10 protein-coding genes are annotated in these 16,417 nt (G+C 72.1%); 4 read left to right on the top strand and 6 right to left on the bottom strand.

Annotation, left to right across the window (positions count from 1 at the left end; translation table 11 throughout):
• Positions 1 to 49: 49 nt before the first annotated feature.
• Positions 50 to 2,194, bottom strand: coding sequence for a phosphate acetyltransferase (gene pta / locus ACZ3X1_RS11965; RefSeq protein ID WP_467278976.1), 2,145 nt, complete (start codon positions 2,192 to 2,194; stop codon positions 50 to 52).
• Between the two features lie 273 nt (positions 2,195 to 2,467).
• Between pta and ACZ3X1_RS11960 the strand changes: the two genes are divergently transcribed.
• The gene (locus ACZ3X1_RS11960) at positions 2,468 to 3,493 is read left to right on the top strand and encodes an ATP-dependent 6-phosphofructokinase (protein ID WP_356810638.1); all 1,026 of its coding nucleotides are present in this window, start codon (positions 2,468 to 2,470) and stop codon (positions 3,491 to 3,493) included.
• Positions 3,494 to 3,758: 265 nt separating this feature from the next.
• The gene (locus ACZ3X1_RS11955; protein ID WP_467278974.1) at positions 3,759 to 5,777 is read left to right on the top strand and encodes a hypothetical protein; all 2,019 of its coding nucleotides are present in this window, start codon (positions 3,759 to 3,761) and stop codon (positions 5,775 to 5,777) included.
• A 24-nt stretch (positions 5,778 to 5,801) separates the two neighbouring features.
• Here the strand turns inward: ACZ3X1_RS11955 and ACZ3X1_RS11950 are convergent, their stop codons facing one another.
• Positions 5,802 to 6,425 (bottom strand): helix-turn-helix domain-containing protein, encoded by a 624-nt coding sequence (locus ACZ3X1_RS11950; protein WP_356810699.1) that lies wholly within the window; start codon positions 6,423 to 6,425, stop codon positions 5,802 to 5,804.
• A gap of 386 nt (positions 6,426 to 6,811) precedes the next feature.
• On the opposite strand from ACZ3X1_RS11950, the gene ACZ3X1_RS11945 reads away from it, so the two are divergent.
• Together ACZ3X1_RS11945 and trxA are read left to right on the top strand one after the other, a co-directional pair.
• On the top strand, positions 6,812 to 7,204 hold the full coding sequence (locus ACZ3X1_RS11945; RefSeq protein ID WP_362624775.1) for a MerR family transcriptional regulator: 393 nt from the start codon (positions 6,812 to 6,814) through the stop codon (positions 7,202 to 7,204).
• Positions 7,205 to 7,226: 22 nt separating this feature from the next.
• Positions 7,227 to 7,571: a thioredoxin gene (trxA, locus tag ACZ3X1_RS11940; RefSeq protein ID WP_356810641.1), complete on the top strand. Its 345-nt coding sequence runs from the start codon at positions 7,227 to 7,229 to the stop codon at positions 7,569 to 7,571.
• Here trxA and glgB read toward each other — a convergent pair.
• From glgB to ACZ3X1_RS11920, 4 genes are all read right to left on the bottom strand, one after another.
• Positions 7,561 to 9,849 (bottom strand): 1,4-alpha-glucan branching enzyme, encoded by a 2,289-nt coding sequence (gene glgB / locus ACZ3X1_RS11935; protein ID WP_467278969.1) that lies wholly within the window; start codon positions 9,847 to 9,849, stop codon positions 7,561 to 7,563. The genes trxA and glgB overlap by 11 nt on opposite strands.
• Positions 9,846 to 11,282, bottom strand: a complete 1,437-nt coding sequence (locus ACZ3X1_RS11930) for a maltokinase N-terminal cap-like domain-containing protein (protein ID WP_356810643.1) — start codon at positions 11,280 to 11,282, stop codon at positions 9,846 to 9,848. The genes glgB and ACZ3X1_RS11930 overlap by 4 nt, the downstream gene beginning before the upstream one ends.
• A gap of 177 nt (positions 11,283 to 11,459) precedes the next feature.
• Entirely contained in the window at positions 11,460 to 13,178 is a 1,719-nt protein-coding gene (treS, locus tag ACZ3X1_RS11925) for a maltose alpha-D-glucosyltransferase (protein WP_356810644.1), read from the bottom strand.
• Positions 13,175 to 15,169, bottom strand: a complete 1,995-nt coding sequence (locus tag ACZ3X1_RS11920; RefSeq protein WP_467278962.1) for an alpha-1,4-glucan--maltose-1-phosphate maltosyltransferase — start codon at positions 15,167 to 15,169, stop codon at positions 13,175 to 13,177. Before ACZ3X1_RS11920 ends, treS begins: the two co-directional genes overlap by 4 nt.
• Positions 15,170 to 16,417: the final 1,248 nt, after the last annotated feature.

Genomic DNA, 16,417 nt, shown 5'->3' with positions numbered 1-16,417 from the left:
GTCTTTCCTTGTCGCGGGCGGAGGGGAGGGGAGGGAGAGGGAGAGGGGGTCAGGCGGTGGCGGTCGGACCCGGCGCGCCCTGCGCCTGGATGGCGGTGATGGCCACGGTGGTGACGATGTCCTGGACGAGCGCGCCGCGCGAGAGGTCGTTGACGGGCTTGCGCAGGCCCTGGAGCACCGGGCCGACCGCGACCGCGCCCGCCGACCGCTGTACGGCCTTGTAGGTGTTGTTGCCGGTGTTGAGGTCGGGGAAGATCAGCACCGTCGCCCGGCCGGCCACCTGCGACCCCGGCAGTTTCGTCGCGGCCACCGAGGGCTCCACGGCCGCGTCGTACTGGATCGGGCCCTCGACGGCCAGGTCGGGGCGCTGCTCGCGGACGATCTCGGTGGCCTTGCGCACCTTGTCGACGTCCGCACCCGAACCGGAGGTGCCGGTCGAGTACGAGAGCATCGCGATCCGCGGCTCGACGCCGAAGGCGGCGGCGGTCGCTGCCGACTGGACGGCGATGTCCGCGAGTTGCTCGGCGTTCGGGTCCGGGTTGACCGCGCAGTCGCCGTAGACGAGGACCCGGTCGGCCAGGCACATGAAGAAGACCGAGGAGACGATGGACGCCTCCGGCTTGGCCCTCCCGTCGCCCGCCACCACCCTGCTCGACGCGCTCTGCGCGGCTGCGTTCGTCTTGATGATCTCGAAGGCCGGGCGGATCGTCGCGGCGGTGGAGTGCACCGAGCCGGAGACCATGCCGTCGGCCAGGCCGCGCTGGACCATCAGGGTGCCGAAGTAGTTGACGTCGGTGACCACGTCGTGGGCCAGCTCGACGGTCATGCCCTTGTGGGCCCGGACCTGCGCGTAGTACTCGGCGAACCCTTCCCGCAGCGCGGAGGTCGCCGGGTCGATGAGCTGCGCGGCCGAGATGTCGACGCCGAGGTCGCCGGCCTTCTTCAGGATCGCCTGCTCGTCGCCCAGCAGGGTCAGGTCGCAGACGCCCCGGCGCAGCACCACGTCCGCGGCGCGCAGCACGCGCTCCTCGGCGCCCTCGGGCAGCACGACGCGGCGGCGTTCGGACCGGGCCCGCTCCAGCAGCTCGTGCTCGAACATCATCGGGGTGACGCGCTCCGAACGGGTCACCGAGAGCAGGCCGCGCAGCTCGCCGGTGTCCACGTGCCGCTCGAAGAGGCCGAGCGCGGTCTCCAGCTTGCGAGGGGTCGCCGAGTTCAACCGGCTCTGCAGCGAGAACAGTTCGGCGGCGGTCGGGAAGCTGTTGCCGGCCACCGACACCACGGGCGTGCCCGGCGCCAGCTTCGAGGCCAGCGTCAGGACGTCCTTGCTCGGGCGCTCGTTCAGGGTGAGCAGCACGCCGGCGATCGGCGGGGTGCCCGAGGTGTGCGCGGCCAGCGCGCCGACGACGAGGTCGGAGCGGTCGCCGGGGGTCACCACCAGGCAACCGGGGGTCAGGGCGTTCAGGAAGTTCGGCAGCATGGCGCCGCCGAAGACGAAGTCCAGGGCGTCGCGGGCCAGGCCCGCCTCGTCGCCGAGGAGCACCTCGCCGCCGAGGGCCCGGGTGATCTGGGCGACGGTCGGGGCGGACAGCGACTTGTCGTCCGGCAGCACGTAGCAGGGCACGGGGAGGCGGGCGGCCAGCCGCTCGGCTATCAGGTCGCGGTCCTCCGCGGCCACCCGGTTCACGACCATCGCGACGACGTGGCAGCCCAGGCTCTCGTACGCGCGGTAGGCGTTGCGGGCCTCGGCGCGCACGGCCTCGGCGGGGTGCTTGGTGCCGCCCACCACGGGGACGACGACCGCACCCAGCTCGTTGGCGAGGCGTGCGTTGAGCGCCAGTTCGTCGGGAAGGTTGGTGTCGGCGTAGTCGGTGCCGAGGACGAGCACGACCTCGTAGTCGCGGGCCAGCCGGTGGTAGCGGTCGACCAGCTGGGAGACCAGCTCGTCGGTGCCCTTCTCGGCCAGGATCGCCGAGGCCTCGCGGTACTCCATCCCGTAGGCCGTCGAGGCGTCCTGGTCGATCCGGTAGCGGGCCTTGAGGAGGTCGAAGAGGCGGTCGGGTGCGTCGTGGAGCAGCGGTCGGTAGACGCCGACCCGGCCCGTCTGCCGGGTCAGGAGTTCCATGATCCCGAGTTCGACGACCTGTCGGCCGTCCCCCCGCTCGATACCGGTCACGTACACGCTGCGCGTCACGCGTGCTCTCCGTCTCTTGGTGTAGTCGATCGACCCCGTTGGGATGCCTTGACCTCTTGACAATACCTCCGCCAATGGGTAGGGCGCCCGACGGAACCAAGGCCCGGTCCGGCGGGCCGGGAGGCCCTCCGGGGCGAGTCGTGCGGAGCGCGCCCCGCCCGGTGACCGTGGAACAATCGGACAGGCGGCACCAATACGCCCGACATGTGCACGGGCCGGAGCAGGCACCCTCCCACACGGCCGGGTGCGACCAGGAGCAGGAGACACAGCACGATGCGTATCGGAGTTCTCACCGCGGGCGGCGACTGTCCGGGCCTCAACGCTGTCATCCGGTCGGTCGTACACCGCGCGGTGGTCGGGCACGGCGACGAGGTCATCGGCTTCGAGGACGGCTTCAAGGGCCTCCTCGACGGCCACTTCCGCCCCCTCGACATCAACGCCGTCAGCGGCATCCTCGCCCGCGGCGGCACGATCCTCGGCTCGGCCCGCATGGAGCGGGCCCGGCTCCACGAGGCCGCCGAGAACGCGCAGGAGCTGGCCACCCGCTACGGCATCGACGCCCTCATCCCGATCGGCGGCGAAGGCACCCTGACCGCCTCCCGGATGCTGTCGGACGCCGGGATGCCGGTCGTCGGCGTACCGAAGACCATCGACAACGACATCTCCTCCACCGACCGCACCTTCGGCTTCGACACCGCCGTCATGGTCGCCACCGAGGCCATCGACCGCCTCAAGACCACCGCCGAGTCGCACCAGCGCGTGATGGTCGTCGAGGTCATGGGCCGCCACGCGGGCTGGATCGCCCTGGAGTCCGGCATGGCCGGAGGCGCCCACGGGATCTGCCTGCCGGAGCGCCCCTTCGAGGTGGACGCCCTGGTCAAGATGGTCGAAGAACGCTTCGCCCGCGGCAAGAAGTTCGCCGTCGTCTGCGTCGCCGAGGGCGCGCACCCGGCCGCGGGCTCGATGCCGTACGAGAAGGGCGCGATCGACGCCTACGGCCACGAGCGCTTCGCCGGCATCGGCAACCGCCTCGCCATCGAGCTGGAGCACCGCCTGGGCAAGGAGGCCCGCCCGGTCATCCTCGGCCACGTCCAGCGCGGCGGCACCCCCACCGCCTACGACCGCGTCCTCGCGACCCGCTTCGGCTGGCACGCCGTGGAGGCCGTCCACCGCGGTGAATTCGGCAACATGACCGCCCTGCGCGGCACCGACATCGTGATGGCCCCCCTCGCCCACGCGGTCACGGAGCTGAAAACGGTCCCCGAGGACCGCATCTACGAGGCCGAGTCGGTCTTCTGACCCGCGCGGCCCCGCCTGCCCCGCCCGCCTGCCCCGCCCGCCCGTCCCGTCCCGTGCCCGCCCGCCCGGACGGGACGTCGGTCCTTCCTGCCCGCCGCGGACGGCCCCCGACACGCCGCCACGGGCCCCGCCGAGTGCTCCGGGCCCGCTGGATATCATTCCCGGCGGGGGGATGGGTCAGCTGAGTCGTGTGCACGTTGAGGGCCCGCATGTCCGGGGCTCGTCCTCCGTTCGCACGCACTCGATGGAAAGGCGACCCACTCCCGTGGCGACCAGCTCTGCCGTCCTGACCCCCGAACCGGTCCTGACCAGACCTGAACCCGCGGTCACCGGCCCCGCCCCACGGCGGAGTCCGTCCGTCCTCGCCGCGGCCCTCGCCGCGTCCTGGGCGGTGCCGCTGCTGCTCCACGCGGTCGCCCTCGACGTACTGCTCCTCCCCGTCCTGATCCTGACGACCGCCGCCCTGATCCGGGTGGGCGGCGGGCTGCTCGACCGCCTCGTGGTCGCGGCCTTCCTGCTCTGCGGCGCCGTGATGGGCCTCGGCCTGCTCTTCTCCGTCTGGCCGTGGGGCCTGGCCCCCGTGCCCGGCGCCGGCCTGCTGCTGACGACCGCCTCCCTCTCCGGCTGGCTGGCCCGCCGCCGACCCCGCATCCCGCTGCGGCTGCGCGGCTCGGACGCGCTGGTCGCCGGCACCGTGGCCGTGGTCTGGCACTACGTCCACCACCCGGTGGCCGGCAAGTCCGCCGCCGACCGGCTGCCCTACTTCGTCACGTCCGAGGACCGGATGGGGCACTTCTCGTACTTCACCGGCATCCGGCAGGTCGGCGGCTACGCCTTCCTGCACCAGGACGCCGCCCGGACGTACATGATGACCCCGTCCGAGGCGGTGTACCCGCAGGGCTCCCACTTCCTGCTGGCCTGGGTCGACGCGCTGGTGACGTCCTCGGTCCAGGCGGGCTCCGCCCTCGCCATGACGCACCGGTACTTCCTCTACGTCCTGGCCGCCTACGCGCTGTTCTGCGGGGCGCTGGTCTGGGCCGCCCGCTGGATCGGCGGCCCGCGCCTGCGCGGCTGGCGCGCGGCCGCGGTCTGCGCCACCGTCGCCGCGGTGGTGGTGTCCGGGTCGATGGCGGAGCTGATCGAGCGGGGCTTCGACTCCGAGACCATCGGCCTGCTGTTCCTGGCCCTGGCCCTGGCCCTGCTGATACGCCCCGCGACGGGCAGGGCCGAGTTCGTCCTCGTCGCGGCGGCCGGGCTGATCGCCGTCACCTACGTCTACAACCTCTACGGCGCCCTCGTCGGCCTCGCCCTGACCGCGGTGCTGCTCGTCCACCGGCGCCGGTTCACCGGACGCTGGGCCCCGGTCCTCGCGGCACTCGCCGGCGCCGCCGCCGTGGCGGGACTGCCCAGCGTCTTCTCCGTCCTCACGAAACTGGACGTCGCCAAGACCTCGAACCTGGCCGGCCCGATGGTCATACCCGACCGCCCGGTGTTCATCGGGCTCGGGCTGCTGGCGCTGGTCGCCGCCACCCTCCCGGTGAACCGCCGGACGGGCACCGGGCAGACGGTGCTGGCCGTCGTGCTCGGCGCGGCCGCGGTGATCGGCGGCTTCGGCGCCTGGCAGAAGGCCACCATCGGCTACTACTCGTACTACTTCGAGAAGCTGACCGCCGCCGGGCTGGTGATCGCCCTGCTCTCGCTCGGCCTGACCGGGCTGATGCTGCCCGCCGCCGCGAGCACCGCGGGAACCGCGCTGCGCCGCCGGGCGGACCTGCTGCTGCGCTCCGGCCTCGCGACGGCGGCGGCGCTGGCGCTGTTCGGCGGCGTCCAGTGGGGCGTGCCCTCCGGCTGGGGCCACCCCTCGGCCTGGTACGACAGCCCCATGCTCAAGTGGACCCGGGGCGAGGCCAGGAGCGCCGACATCGCCCGGCCCGCCGCCGCCCTCACCGAGCGCGACCTGCACGGGGCCACGTCGCCGGTCATCGCCCTCTACAGCAACGACGCCTACCTCAACCTCAGGTCGACCTTCCTCGCCCAGATCCTCACCAAGCAGGGGGGCGGCATGGTCGGGCTGTACGAGGTCTTCTACGTCAAGGTCGGCGGACCCGTCGCGGTCGACGAGAAGGAGTACCAGGCTTCGCTGGGCCACCTGAAGACCGCGATCGCCTCGTGCCCGGCCCCGCCCACCGTCCTCGTGGGCGACCGGAAGACCGCCGACCGGATCAGGCACGATCTGGCGGCCGGGGGCATCGCCGCCACAGTGGTCGACGCGCCCCTGCCGTAGGGGCACGCTCCGGGCGGACGCCGGCTACGCCGCGCCGCCCGCGAGCTGCCAGAAGCGGTCCACGATGCCCGTGAGGAACTCGCGGCCCGCGTCCCCGCTGGCGGCCTCGCCCTGGCCGCCGCCCCAGCTGAGCGTCGCCACCATCCGCGACTGGTAGTCCCCGTGCAGCTGCTCCACCACCCGCTCCAGGTGGTGCTTGGGGATCGGCAGCAGCTTGCCGAGCGGCTTCACGTACGCCTGCCAGCGGGTGGTGACCGCGCTGCGCAGCAGCTCGGCCAGCTCCTCGTGCTTGCCGGTCGCCGTCACGAACTGGGCCAGGGTCAGCCCGAGCACCGTGGCGAGGGCGGCGGACTGCCGCTCGTTGCCCTTCCAGCGCCCGGTGTCCTCCATCTTCTGGTAGGAGCTCGTCTCCAGGCCGATCCGCCGGGCCAGTTCGTCCGCGCCCAGCCCGCGGGCCATCCGGTGCTCCCGCAAGGTGACCGGCTCGGCGAGCAGTTCGCCCGGCGCACACCACAGCACGCCCGCGAGCGCGGTGAGCTCGGCGGACGACGGCGATATCTCCCCGCGCTCCCAGGCCATCACCGTCTCGGGCGCGACGACGAGTCCGTACTGGGCGCGCAGGCCGTAGGCGACATGTCCGGGAGCCATGCCCAGGGCCGCGCGCAGGCGCCGCGCGGCGGGGGCATTGAATGGTGGGCTGGAGTGCACACCGCACACCGTAGAAGTGGCCGGGCTGCGCCGCCTACAGACCAAACAAACAAGCCCATACCTCGTAGGAACGTCCTATGAAGTAAGGGGCTTTTGGCGAGTTTTCCGGCGACTGTCCGGTAATCGGTGCTCTCGAAGATCCAGTACTGGGTACGGTTCCAGCCAACTCCCCGCGACGCAAGTCCCCTCACACGGCCTCCACGGAATGTGAACCGGAACCCCCTCCCGTACGTGGTTCCTGTGGGGCCCTCGCATACGGGGGTGGCGAGGGCCCCGCCCTCCGCACCCCTTGCCTTGACGTCGGCGTCAACGCATACGGTCGTGCCATGCGCATCGGCGAACTGGCGGAACGGGCCGGGACCAGCACCCGGACGCTCAGGTACTACGAGGCGCGCGGGCTGCTGCCCGCGCGGCGTGCGGACAACGGCCACCGGACCTACGACGAGGACGACCTGCGGCTGCTGCGGGAGATCCGCACCCTCCAGGACTTCGGCTTCGAACTGGAAGAGACCCGGCCGTTCCTCGCGTGCCTGCGGGCCGGCCACCCGGCCGGGGACTCCTGCCCCGCATCGCTCGCCGTCTACCGGCGCAAGCTCGCCGAGCTGGACGACCTGATCGGCCGGCTCGCGGACGTACGGGACCAGGTCGCGCGGCAGCTCGCCGGCGCCGAGGAGGCGGCCGGCGAGGCCGCCGCCCCGCGCTGCGAGATGACGCCCTGACCCACACGAGAGAGGAAACGACATGGTGCACGCCCACGGAGTGGCCGAGGTGACCGACGCGGACTTCGAGGCCGAGGTGCTCGCCGAGCGCGGCAGGACGGTCCTCGTCGAGTTCACGGCGGACTGGTGCGGCCCCTGCCGCCAGCTCGCCCCGGTGCTGTCCGCGATCGCCGCCGAGGAGGCCGACCGCCTGAAGGTCGTGCAGATCGACGCGGACCGCAACCCCGCGGCCGTGGCCCGGTACGGGGTGCTGTCCATGCCGACCCTGCTCGTCTTCCGCGACGGCGAACCCGTCCGCCAGATGGTCGGCGCCCGGCCCAAGCGCCGCCTCCTGCAGGAACTGGCGGACCAGCTCGCTACGGCCTGAGCCAGATCGTCGCCAGCGGCGGCAGCGTCATCCGCAGGCTCGCCGGGCGGCCCTGGGCCGGCACCGGCTCGGGACGCAGCGGCTGCCTGTGGTGCACCCCGCTGCCGCCGTACGCCTCCATGTCGGTGTTGAGGACCTCACGCCACTGGGGCACCTCCTCCGGCACCCCGATCCGGTAGCCGTGCCGGACCACGGGCGAGAAATTGGACACCGCCAGCAGCTGCGAGCCGTCCTGCGCGTACCGCAGGAAGGCGAAGACGTTGTCCTCCGCCGCGTCCGCCTCCACCCACGCGAAGCCTTCCGGCACGGTGTCGCGCTCCCAGAGCGCAGGCGTCGCCGCGTAGGTGTGGTTCAGGTCGCGCACGAGGTCGCGCACGCCCCGGTGGTCGCCGGCCGCCGCGTAGGAGGAGTCCAGCAGCCACCAGTCCGGCCCGTGGCCCTCCGACCACTCCGACCCCTGCGCGAACTCCTGTCCCATGAACAGCAGTTGCTTGCCGGGGTGGGCCCACATGAAGCCCAGGTACGCCCGGTGCGCGGCCCGCTGCTGCCACCAGTCGCCCCCCGGGATCTTCGACACGAGCGAGCGCTTGCCGTGCACCACCTCGTCGTGCGAGATCGGCAGCACGTAGTTCTCGCTGAAGGCGTAGATCATCCCGAAGGTCATGTCGTGGTGGTGGTACTTGCGGTGCACCGACTCCTTCGACATGTAGCGCAGGGTGTCGTGCATCCAGCCCATGTTCCACTTCAACCCGAAGCCCAGCCCGCCTCCGTCGGTCGGGCGGGTCACGCCGTTCCAGGCGGTGGACTCCTCCGCGATGGTCACCACCCCCGGGCAGCGCCGGTACACGGTGGCGTTCATCTCCTGCAGGAACGCCACCGCGTCCAGGTTCTCCCGGCCGCCGTGCTCGTTGGGCGACCACTCGCCCTCGTTCCGGGAGTAGTCCAGGTAGAGCATCGAGGCCACCGCGTCCACGCGCAGCCCGTCCACGTGGAACTCCTCGCACCAGTACACGGCGTTGGCGACGAGGAAGTTGCGGACCTCCTTGCGCCCGTAGTCGAACTCCAGCGTCCCCCAGTCCGGGTGCGAGGCCCGCCGCGGGTCCTGGTGCTCGTACAGCGGCCGCCCGTCGAACTCCGCGAGAGCCCACTCGTCCCGCGGGAAGTGCGCCGGCACCCAGTCGACGATCACGCCGATCCCGGCCCGGTGCAGCGAGTCCACGAGGAAGCGGAAGTCGTCCGGCGTGCCCATTCGCGAGGTCGGCGCGTAGAAACCGGTGACCTGATAGCCCCACGAGCCGCCGAAGGGGTGCTCGGCGACCGGCATCATCTCCACGTGCGTGAAGCCCAGCTCCTTGACGTACGCGGGGAGCTGCTCGGCGAGCTGCCGGTAGGAGAGCCCCGGCCGCCAGGACGCCAGGTGCAGCTCGTACACCGAGAAGGGGGCCTGGTGCAGGGGGCGGGACCCGCGCCGCGCCATCCACTCCGCGTCCTGCCACTCGTACTGCGTCGCCGTGACCACCGAGGCGGTCGCCGGCGGGACCTCCGCGGACCGGGCCATCGGGTCGGCGCGCAGCGTGTGGCTGCCGTCCGGGCGCGTGATGTCGAACTTGTAGAGCGTCCCGGCGCCCACCCCGGGCAGGAACAGCTCCCAGACGCCGCTCGCGCCGAGCGAGCGCATCGGCTGGGCGACGGAGTCCCAGTACGAGAAGTCCCCGGTGACCCGCACCCCCTGCGCGTTCGGCGCCCACACGGTGAACCGGGTCCCCGCCACGCCCTGGTGCTCCATCGGCTGGGCGCCCAGCGCCGTCCACAGCTGCTCGTGGCGGCCCTCGCCGATCAGGTGCAGGTCCAGCTCGCCGAGGGCGGGCAGGAACCGGTAGGGGTCGTGGACCTCGATCTCGGTGCCGTCGTACGCCACCAGCAGCCGGTAGTCCGGCACCGCCGTCAGCGGCAGCAGCCCGGAGAACAGCCCGTCGCCGTCGTCGTGGAGTTCGGCCCGCAGCCCCTTGGCGATGACCGTGACCGCCTTGGCATAGGGGCGCAGCACCCGGAAGGCCACCCCGCCGCGCTGGGTGTGGGCGCCCAGCACGGCGTGCGGGTCGTGGTGACGGCCCTCCAGCAGCCGGGCCCGTTCCTCGGGGCCGAGCGCCGGCGCGGGCCGGACCCCGTGCGGAGGGGCGGCACGGCGGGCCCGGGGAGTGCGGGGCTTCTTGGCCGCCGCCGGGGCGGGTGCGGCATCGTCGCTGACGGTCGGTGACGGCTGTCGTGCGGCGCTCACGCGAGCGGCCTCCTCGGGGGCTTCGGGTGCGGATGGGGGGAGAGGGCGGGCGGGGTCGGCGGCATGCGGTGGGCGGGCCGCGCGGGCTCCGAGAGCCGCCGGATCGCGGCCATCGGGACGTGCAGCCAGTCGGGACGGTGCCGGGACTCGTAACGGGCCTCGTACACCGCCTTGTCGGTCTCGTACGCCCGCAGCAGTACGGGATCCTCGCGCGGGTCCCGGCCGGTGGTGCGGGCGTAGCCCTCGCAGAACGCGGCCCGGCAGTCGTCCGCCCAGGCGGGGGCGAACGGCCGGTGCGAGCGGGCGGCGTAGTCGAAGGAACGCAGTATCCCGGCGATGTCGCGCACCGCCGGTTCGGGACGGCGCCGGTCGGCCAGGGGCCGGGCCGGCTCGCCCTCGAAGTCGATCAACGACCAGCTGCCGTCGAGGGTGCGCAGGGTCTGGCCCAGATGGAGGTCGCCGTGGATCCGCTGAGCCGCCACTCCCGTCCCGCGGGACGCGGCCAGGGCGTCGAAGGCACCCCGCAGCCCGGCCTCGTAGGGCCGCAGCGCCGCCACCTCCCGGGCGGTGGCCGCCAGCCGGGCCGTCATCCCGGCGGCCAGCCGGGCGGTCTGCTCGGGGCCGAGCGCGACGGTGGGCAGGGCCGTGGCGAGCGCGCTGTGGACCTCGGCGGTGGCCCGGCCGAGCGCGTGCGCCTCGGCGGTGAAGTCCTCGCCGGCGCCGAGCCGGCGCAGCGCGAGCTGCCAGCCGTCGTCGGAGCCGCGCAGGTACGGCTGGAGCACACCCAGGGTCAGCGGTTCACCGCCTGGTGGCTCGGCCTCGTACCAGGCGACGGGCGCCGGTACCCGCGCGCAGCCGGCGGCGGCCAGTGCCCTGGGCAGCTCCAGGTCCGGGTTGACGCCGGGGCCGACCCGGCGGAAGACCTTCAGGATGAACGAATCTCCGTAGATCAGAGAGGAGTTCGTCTGCTCTCCGGACAGCGGCCGGGGCTGGAGCCCTGCCGGGATCGGCGTGGCCGGGTCCCGGTCGAAGCGCAGCGGGCCGAGCGTGCCGGGGGAGCGCAGCCGCTCCAGCAGCATGGCCGCGAGCCGGGGGTCGCCCAGCGCCTCGTAGACGACCCGGCCGGCGTACGGCCCGTCCTCGGCGTGGCCGATGAGGGTGGGCGCGAGTGCGGGCGGCAGGGACGGGCGGATGCCCAGCAGCAGCTGGTAGCAGTCCCCGTCCACGTCGAGGAGCACGTGCAGAAGTCCGGGGGTGGACCCGGGCGGCAGCAGGTCGGCCGCCGAGACGGTCGTGAGTCTGCTGATGGTCCGGCCCTTGCCCGCGAACCAGCGTTGCGCGGGCAGCCAGGCCCGCAGCATCGGTTCCAGCGGGGCGATCCCGGCGGCCCGGTCGGCAGTGAGCCGGCTCCGGGCGGATGCAGCCTCCGACATGGCGTCGCGTCCTTTCCCCGGGCCGTCACAGAATGCGCAGAGTGTCCCGGATGCGCGGCAGTTGCTTCTCCGGCATGTGCGAGTGTCGGGTCAGGATGATCCGTACAGGGGCGGGCGATTGACCCATTCGAGCCGCCCGCCCCTTGCTTGGGGCGTGTCCGCCTGTGACCGTGCCGGCTATTCGGCGCGGCGGTCACCGCGCTGTTCGGCACGCAGCCGGAACCAGTAGAAGCCGTGTCCCGCCAGGGTCAGCAGGTAGGGCCACTCGCCGATCGGCGGGAACCGCACATCACCCGTGAGCTCCACCGGCACCCGCCCGTTGAACGACTGCAGGTCCAGCTCGGTGGGCTGCGCGAAGCGCGAGAAGTTGTGCACGCACAGCACCAGGTCGTCCCCGTACTCGCGCAGGAACGCGAGCACCGCCGGGTTGGACGACTGCAGTTCGGTGTACGAGCCGAGGCCGAAGGCGGGGTTCGCCTTGCGGACCTCGATCAGCCGGCGGGTCCAGTGCAGCAGCGAGGAGGGCGACGCCATGGCCGCCTCGACACTGGTGACCTGGTACCCGTAGACCGGGTCCATGATGACCGGCAGGTTCAGCCTGCCCGGATCGCACGAGGAGAAACCGGCGTTGCGGTCCGGGGTCCACTGCATGGGGGTGCGGACGCCGTCGCGGTCGCCCAGCCAGATGTTGTCGCCCATGCCGATCTCGTCGCCGTAGTAGAGGACCGGCGAGCCGGGCAGCGACAGCAGCAGGGCCGTGAACAGCTCCATCTGGTTGCGGTCGTTGTCCAGGAGCGGGGCGAGGCGGCGCCGGATGCCGATGTTGGCCCGCATCCGCGGGTCCTTGGCGTACTCGGCGTACATGTAGTCGCGCTCTTCGTCCGTGACCATTTCGAGGGTGAGCTCGTCGTGGTTGCGCAGGAAGATGCCCCACTGGCAGTTCTTCGGGATGGCCGGGGTCTTGGCCAGGATCTCGGAGACCGGGTAGCGCGACTCTCTTCGCACCGCCATGAAGATGCGCGGCATGACGGGGAAGTGGAACGCCATGTGGCACTCGTCGCCGCCCCTGGCGAAGTCCCCGAAGTAGTCGACGACGTCCTCGGGCCACTGGTTGGCCTCGGCGAGCAGCACGGTGTCCGGGTAGTGCGCGTCGATCTCCGCCCGGACTCTCTTCAGCAGCTGGTGGGTGCGCGGGAGGTTCTCGCAGTTGGTGCCCTCCTCGGCGTACAGGTAGGGCACGGCGTCGAGACGGAAGCCGTCGATGCCGAGGTCCAGCCAGAACCGGAGGGCGGAGATGATCTCCTCCTGGACAGCCGGGTTCTCGAAGTTGAGGTCCGGCTGGTGGGAGAAGAAGCGGTGCCAGTAGTACTGCTTGCGTACCGGGTCGTACGTCCAGTTCGAGGTCTCGGTGTCGACGAAGATGATCCGGGCGTCCTGGTACTGCTTGTCGTTGTCGGCCCACATGTAGTAGTCGCCGTAGGGGCCCTCCGGGTCCTTGCGCGACTGCTGGAACCACTCGTGCTGGTCGCTCGTGTGGTTCATGACGAAGTCGATGATCACCCGCATGCCGCGGGTGTGCGCGGCGTCCACGAACTCCACGAAGTCGGCGAGGTCGCCGAACTCGGGCAGTACCGAGGTGTAGTCGGAGACGTCGTAGCCCCCGTCGCGCAGGGGCGATGCGAAGAACGGCGGCAGCCACAGGCAGTCGACGCCGAGCCACTGGAGGTAGTCCAGTTTGGCGGTGAGGCCCTTGAGGTCCCCCACGCCGTCGCCGTTGCTGTCGTGGAAGGAGCGGACGAGGACCTCGTAGAAGACGGCCCGCTTGAACCAGTCGGGATCGCGGTCCTTGGCGGGGGTGTCCTCGAAGGTGTCGTGGACGGGGTCGTTGATCATCATGTGGTGGGTGACCCTCCGGTGGGCGGGGACGGTCGCAGAGCGGCCAGTACGTGCGCGGGCGTGCGGCCCGGCTCTAGGCGCACGTAGTTCGCCCTGCCCCAGTGATAGGTCTCGCCGGTGAGCTCGTCGCGCACCGCGAGGGACCCGTGCCAGTCGAGGCCGAGTACCGGCATGTTCAACGACACCGTCGCCTCCTGGGTGTGGTGCGGATCGAGGTTGACGACCACCAGTACGGAATTGGGGCCCGCGTGCTTCGAATAGGCGATCACCTGTTCGTTGTCGGTCGGGTGGAAGTGGATGTCGCGCAGCTGCTGGAGCGCGGGGTTGCGCCGGCGCAGCCGGTTCAGGGCGGTGATCAGCGGGGCGATGGTGCGGCCCTCGCGCTCGGCGGCGGCCCAGTCGCGCGGCCGGAACTCGTACTTCTCGGAGTTCAGGTACTCCTCGCTGCCCTCGCGCACCGGGGTGTTCTCGCAGAGCTCGTAGCCGGAGTAGATCCCCCAGGTGGGCGACATGGTGGCGGCGAGGACCGCGCGCACCTCGAAGGCGGGACGGCCGCCCTTCTGGAGGTACTCGTGCAGGATGTCGGGCGTGTTGACGAAGAAGTTCGGCCGCATCACCGAGGCGGACGCGGTGTCGGACAGCTCGGTCAGGTACTCGGTCAGCTCGGCCTTGGTGTTGCGCCAGGTGAAGTACGTGTACGACTGCTGGAAGCCGACGGCGGCGAGCGCGCGCATCATCGCGGGCCGGGTGAAGGCCTCCGCCAGGAAGATCACGTCCGGATCGGACTTGTTGATGTCCGCGATCACCTTCTGCCAGAAGACGACCGGCTTGGTGTGCGGGTTGTCGACGCGGAAGATGCGCACCCCGTGGTCCATCCAGTGCCGCAGGATCCGGCAGGTCTCCTCGACGATGCCGGCCATGTCGGTGTCGAAGTGGACCGGGTAGATGTCCTGGTACTTCTTCGGCGGGTTCTCGGCGTACGCGATCGTCCCGTCGGCCCGGTGGCGGAACCACTCCGGGTGCTTCTCCACCCACGGGTGGTCGGGGGAGCACTGGAGGGCGAAGTCCAGCGCGACCTCCATGCGCAGTTCGCGGGCGCGCGCGACGAAGGCGTCGAAGTCCTCGATGGTGCCCAGTTCGGGGTGGACCGCGTCGTGGCCGCCCTCGGTGGAGCCGATGGCCCACGGCACGCCGGGGTCCCAACTCCCGGCGGAAAGGGTGTTGTTCGGCCCCTTCCGATAGGTGCTGCCGATCGGGTGGATGGGCGGCAGGTAGACCACGTCGAAGCCCATCGCGGCGATCGCGGGCAGCCGCTCGGCGGCGGTCCGGAAGGTGCCGCTGACCGGAGCCTCGCCGGGCTCCAGCACCGCTCCCTCGGAGCGCGGGAACATCTCGTACCAGGAGCCGAAGAGGGCCCGCTTGCGCTCGACGAGCACGGGCAGCGGCTTGGACGCGGTGACCAGTTCCCGGTAGGGGCGCCTGGCCAGCGCGGCGGTCACGGCGGGGGCGAGTGCGGCCTCGTACCGCTCGGCGGCCGGCCGGTCCTCGTCCCGCATGGCGTCGGCGGCGGCCAGGACGGCCTCGCGGCCGTCGCGCTTGGGGATCCGGGCCGCGGCCCGCTCGTAGAGCTCCGCGCCCTCCAGCAGCACCAGCCCGGTGTCGATGCCGGCGGGGATCTTGATCGCGGCATGGGCCCGCCAGGTGCCGACCGGGTCGCTCCACGCCTCGACGGTGTACGTCCACCTCCCCTCGACCTCGGCGGAGACCCGGGCGCCCCACCGGTCGGTGCCGGGAGCGAGTTCGCTCAGCGGCACGGGGGGCCGCAGTCGCCCCTTCGGATCACGCAGGACGACGTGGGCGGCAAGGGCGTCGTGTCCTTCGCGGAACACGGTGGCGGAGATCTCGAAGACCTCGTCCACGACCGCCTTGGCGGGTCTGGCGCCGCAGTCGACGGCGGGGCGGACGTCCAGCACGGGAATGCGACCGATCATGATGGGATCACCTGGGGGCAGTTCGCGGGGCTCGGTGACAACAGGCCAGCCGGTATCACGACTGGTAGTGCACGCTCTGTTCGCTCTGTTTCTAGCCGCTCAAGAGACGGCTGGGCTGCGGGCATGGCCGCTCCTGTCCGCGTTCACTCGGGTGGCGGGGAGAGGGTTTGTGGGCGGGTGCGCCGTGCGTGTACGACGTGTACCCGGGGAGCCCTTCCCACTCTCCCCCCGCCCAATCCGCGCACTTGGTTAACTACTCGTACGTAGTGGCACGGGCAGTGCCAAGGCCCCGCTCGACATCCGGCGAGGCTCCGTCAAGTCGGCCGGGACCAGGTGCCGTAGGAGCACGGATCACCGGTCACACAGGCCTCCGGAGCCCCCTGGGAACCACCCGCGCGGGGGTACGCGCAACGACCGTTTACTCCGTCGCGGGGCGCGAGTGACCGCTGTTGCAGGGGGGCTTGGGAGATCTGGCCGAAGATGGTCCCTGCGCCCCCGCATCAGTGCGGCAGGGTCTGCGCGGCATGGTCTCCGCGAGGTCGAGGATCTGTCCGAACCGGTCGTCCGTGAGCCGGCGCACGTCCCGGACGAGCTCGGCGACGCCGCGGACGGAAGGCTCCGGCTCCGCGGCGGCGGGGGCGGCGCGACGCCCGTCAGCGCCGCCGGCGTGCCGGCCGGGACGCCGAGCACGGTCGAGAGGTCGGCCACGAGCTCCGGGGTCAGCGGCTTGCTGCCGCGGCCCACCTGTCCGTCAGGGCTGTCCCGTCGTCCCCGGCGGGCGCACGACGACAGCTACGGCACCTCGCCGCGTTGTCGGAACGCCCGGGTACTGCCCGTATCAGGACGCTCCTCCGCCTTGCGGTGCACCGCATCCGGCGCCGCGCGCTGACCCCCGGGGGACTACGGGACAGCCCTTGGGTAAAGGCGGCCCGGCACCGGCCGGCTGAGGTTGCGGTTCCGGGCCATGCGCATGAGCGCCCCGCCGGGGCCGGCAGGGTGGTACTGGTCCACCGGCGCCGGGGGAGCGGGCCGCGCCCCCTCCTGGCGGAGGCAGGGACTTCGCGAACCGGCGCAGCGCCTTCGCTGCTCGGGCGCCGGCGCCGGCCCGTGCCGTACGAGGTGGGGAACGCCCCGTCCGGCGCGCGCGTCCAGCGCCGCCAGGTCCTCGGGGACGGCCACCCCGGCCGCCGCGCGGGTCCGCCGTGTGCAGGGCTCGCGGCGCCTGCCGCCGCGCCTCGCCGCGTTGTC

The organism is Streptomyces sp. NPDC023541 (genome assembly GCF_055559995.1).
Note: the sequence above shows the minus strand (reverse complement) of the source record. Positions and strands in the feature narration are given on the sequence as shown.